At 70.6% G+C, this 3,538-nt stretch carries 4 protein-coding genes; 2 read left to right on the top strand and 2 right to left on the bottom strand.

Annotated elements, in window-relative coordinates:
* Together AC1D1T_RS31095 and AC1D1T_RS31100 are read left to right on the top strand one after the other, a co-directional pair.
* On the top strand, window positions 1-765 hold a 765-nt coding region (locus AC1D1T_RS31095), incomplete at its 5' end, for an alpha/beta fold hydrolase (RefSeq protein WP_477993230.1).
* Between the two features lie 8 nt (window positions 766-773).
* Window positions 774-1,832 carry a thioredoxin family protein gene (locus AC1D1T_RS31100; protein ID WP_477825989.1) on the top strand — a complete coding sequence of 353 codons (1,059 nt, stop codon included), beginning with the start codon at window positions 774-776 and terminating at the stop codon, window positions 1,830-1,832.
* A gap of 27 nt (window positions 1,833-1,859) precedes the next feature.
* On the opposite strand, the gene AC1D1T_RS31105 is transcribed toward AC1D1T_RS31100, so the two are convergent.
* Both AC1D1T_RS31105 and AC1D1T_RS31110 read right to left on the bottom strand, forming a co-directional pair.
* The gene (locus tag AC1D1T_RS31105) at window positions 1,860-2,927 is read right to left on the bottom strand and encodes an aldo/keto reductase (protein ID WP_477825990.1); all 1,068 of its coding nucleotides are present in this window, start codon (window positions 2,925-2,927) and stop codon (window positions 1,860-1,862) included.
* The coding region (locus AC1D1T_RS31110; RefSeq protein WP_477993232.1) for an AMP-binding enzyme at window positions 2,924-3,538 on the bottom strand (615 nt) is incomplete at its 5' end. The genes AC1D1T_RS31110 and AC1D1T_RS31105, both read right to left, overlap by 4 nt.

Below are 3,538 nucleotides of genomic sequence, written 5' to 3' on the forward strand. Positions count from 1 at the left end.
AAGACACTCCTCTCCCTCACCCTCGTCGCCGCCACGTTCAGCATGGCCGCCACCGCACACGCTGCCGATGCGAAGGACGCCTCGAAGCCCGCTGTCGTGATCGTCCACGGCGCCTTCGCCGACGGCTCCGACTGGGCCAAGGTCATCCCGCTGCTGCAGGCCAAGGGTGTCAGCGTCACTGCGGTGCAGAACCCGCTGAGCTCGCTGGAAGACGACGTGGCCGCCGCGAAGCGGTCCATCGATGCGCAGCCGGGCAAGGTCGTGCTGGTCGGCCATTCGTGGGGCGGCACGGTGATCACCGAAGCCGGCAACAACGACAAGGTCGCCGCGCTGGTCTACGTCGCCGCGTTCGCGCCGGACGCCGGCCAGTCGACCGCCGACGCCGGCAAGGGCTATGCACCGGCCCCGGGGCTGGCCCACCTCGTCAGCGACGCCTCGGGCTTCCTGCGCCTGAGCGAGGAAGGCATGGCGAAGCACTTCGCCCCCGACCTGCCGGCGAAGCAGACCTCGGTGATGTTCGCGACGCAGGGCCCGATCCTCGGCAAGGCCTTCGGTCAGCCCGTCACGACCGCCGCCTGGAAGACCCGGCCGAGCTGGTTCGTCGTCGCGTTGAACGATCACATGATCCCGCCGCCGCAGCAGCAGGATATGGCGAAGAAGATCGGCGCCACCGTGACCGATCTGAAGACCAGCCACGTCCCGCAGCAGGTGCAGCCCGAGAAGGTCGCCGCCGTGATACTCGCCGCCGTGCAAGCTGTTCGCTGAGGCCCGCCATGTCCATCCTCCACCGCATCACGTCGCTGGGCCGGCCGCTGACCCTGCTGGCCGTGCTGGCCGCCTGCCTCGCAACGCCCGCGGCCCACGCGGCCGAGCCGCCGATGCCACGCCTGGACGGCGCGGTCGGCTGGCTCAACTCACCGCCGCTGACGCTCGAGTCGCTGCGCGGCAAGGTGGTGCTGGTGGATTTCTGGACGTACTCGTGCATCAACTGCCTGCGCACGCTGCCCCACGTGCGGGCCTGGGCGCAGCGCTACACGGCCCAGGGCCTGGTGGTGGTCGGTGTGCACACGCCGGAGTTCGCGTTCGAGAAGAACCTCGCGAACGTCGAGCGCGCGACCAAGGACCTGAAGATCGACTTCCCGGTCGCGATCGACAGCAACTACGCGATCTGGCGCTCGTTCCAGAACCGCGCCTGGCCGGCGTTCTACCTCGTCGATGCGCAGGGCCTCATCCGCCACCGGCAGTTCGGCGAAGGCGACTTCGACACCGCGGAGAAGATGATCCAGGCGCTGCTGAAGGAATCGGGCAGCGAGGCGGCGCGCAAGCCGGCGCCCTCCGTCGCGCTGGACACCCGCGGCATCGGCCTGCCGCCCGACATGGCGAACGCGAAGTCGCAGGAAACCTACGTCGGCTACCAGCAGGCGGAAGGTTTCTCGTCACCGGGCGGGATCGTTCCCGAACGCAGCCACCTGTACGCGCCGGGCACGCCGCGGGTGAACGAATGGGGGCTGTCGGGCGAGTGGACGGTGCGACCCGAGTTCGCCGAGCTGGGCCGCGCCGGCGGCAGCGTGGTGTATCGCTTCCATGCGCGCGACCTGCACCTGGTGCTCGGCCGCGCATCGGCCGGCATGCCGGTGCGCTTCCGGTTGACGCTGGACGGCAAGCCGCCCGGTGCCGACCACGGTGTCGACACCGATGCCGACGGCAACGGCGTGATCGACGCCGAGCGCCTGTACCAGCTGGTGCGCCAGCAGGGCCGCATCGGCGACCGGACCATCGAGATCCGCTTCCTCGACCCGGGGGCCCGGGCGTTTGCGTTCACCTTCGGCTGAGCCGGCGAGCGCCTGCAGCGCGCGCCGTCACTGCGCCGGGTCGCGGTGCGTCCAGCGGATCGCGTCGATCTCGGCCAGCAGCTCCGGCGACAGCGTCGTGCCCCAGGCCGCCAGGTTCTCGTCCAGCTGCGCGAGCGACGTGACGCCGATGATGGTGCTCGCGACGCGCCGGCTGCCGTAGACGAAGGCGAGCGCGAGCTGCGTCGGCGAGAGGCCGTGGCGCCGTGCCAGCGCGTTGTACAGGCGCGCGGCGGCCAGCGCCTCGGGGCGGCCCCAGCGGCCCTTCTTCATGCCGTCGAAGATCGCCAGCCGCCCGGGCTTGTCGGCGGCATCGAAGCCGATCTCGTCGTACTTGCCGGTCAGCGCGCCGAACGCGAGCGGCGAGTAGGCGAGCAGCGAGACCTGCTCGCGGTACAGCGTCTCGTCGAGCCCGTTGTCGAGCGCTCGGCTGGTCAGCGCATACGGGTTCTGCACGGTGGCGATGCGCGGCAGCCCATGCTGGCCGGCCAGCCGCACGAATTCGCCGACGCCCCACGGCGTCTCGTTCGACAGCCCGATGTGCCGCACCTTGCCGGCCTTCACCAGCCCGGCCAGCGCCTGCAGCTGCTCGTGGATGCTGCTGAATTCGGCATCCTTGGACGGATCGAAATACAACGCACCGAAGGTCGGCACGTTGCGGTTCGGCCAGTGGATCTGGTAGAGGTCGATCACGTCGGTGCGCAGGCGCTTCAGGCTGTCGTCGCAGGCCTGCACGATCTCGGCCGGCAGCAGGTTCGCGCTGCCGCCGCGCACCCAGTCCATGCTGCGGCCGGGGCCGGCCACCTTGGTCGCGAGCACCACCTTCTGGCGCACGCCGGGCCGGGCCGCGAACCAGTTGCCGACGATGCGTTCGGTGGCGCCGTAGGTCTCGCGGCGCGTCGGCACCGCGTACATCTCGGCGGTGTCGATGAAGTTGATGCCGCGCGCGACGGCTTCGTCGAGGATGCGGTGCGCCGCAGCTTCGTCGACCTGTTCGCCGAAGGTCATCGTGCCGAGGCAGATCGGGGTGACGCGCAGGTCGCTGCGGCCGAGCGGGAGGGTGGTGAAGGTCGTCATCCGGCCAGTTTAGGGAGATTTCCGGAACCGCGTGCCCGCTCCTCTTCCTCCAGCCGCAGCACGCGCCGCTGCACCTTGCCGGTGGTCGTCATCGGCAGCGCGTCGATGAACTCGATCTCCTTCGGGTACTCGTAGGGCGCGAGCCGGCCCTTCACATGCGCCTGCAGCTGCTCGACCAGCGCCGCATCGCCGGCCACGCCGGCCGCCAGCACCACGTAGGCCTTGACCAGCGCGCCGCGCTCGGCATCGGGCTTCGGCACCACCGCCGCGTTCGCGACGGCCGGGTGCTTGACCAGGCAGTTCTCGATCTCGCTCGGCCCGATCCGATAGCCTGCTGCCTTGAACACGTCGTCGCTGCGGCCCTGGTACCAGAGGTAGCCGTCGTCGTCCATCAGCGCGGTGTCGCCGGTGCGGCACCAGCTGTCGTCGGGGTCGCCGGTGAACTTGGCGCGCGTCGCGCCGTCGTTCTTCCAGTAGCCGAGGAAGAAGACCGGGTCGGGCGTGCCGTGCACGTCGCGGCGGTGCACCGCGACGTCGCCCGGCGTGCCGCGCGGGCATTCGCGGCCGGCGTCGTCGAGCACCGCGACGCGGTGGCCCGGGTAGGCGCGGCC

The organism is Rhizobacter sp. P2_H3, from assembly GCF_056403355.1.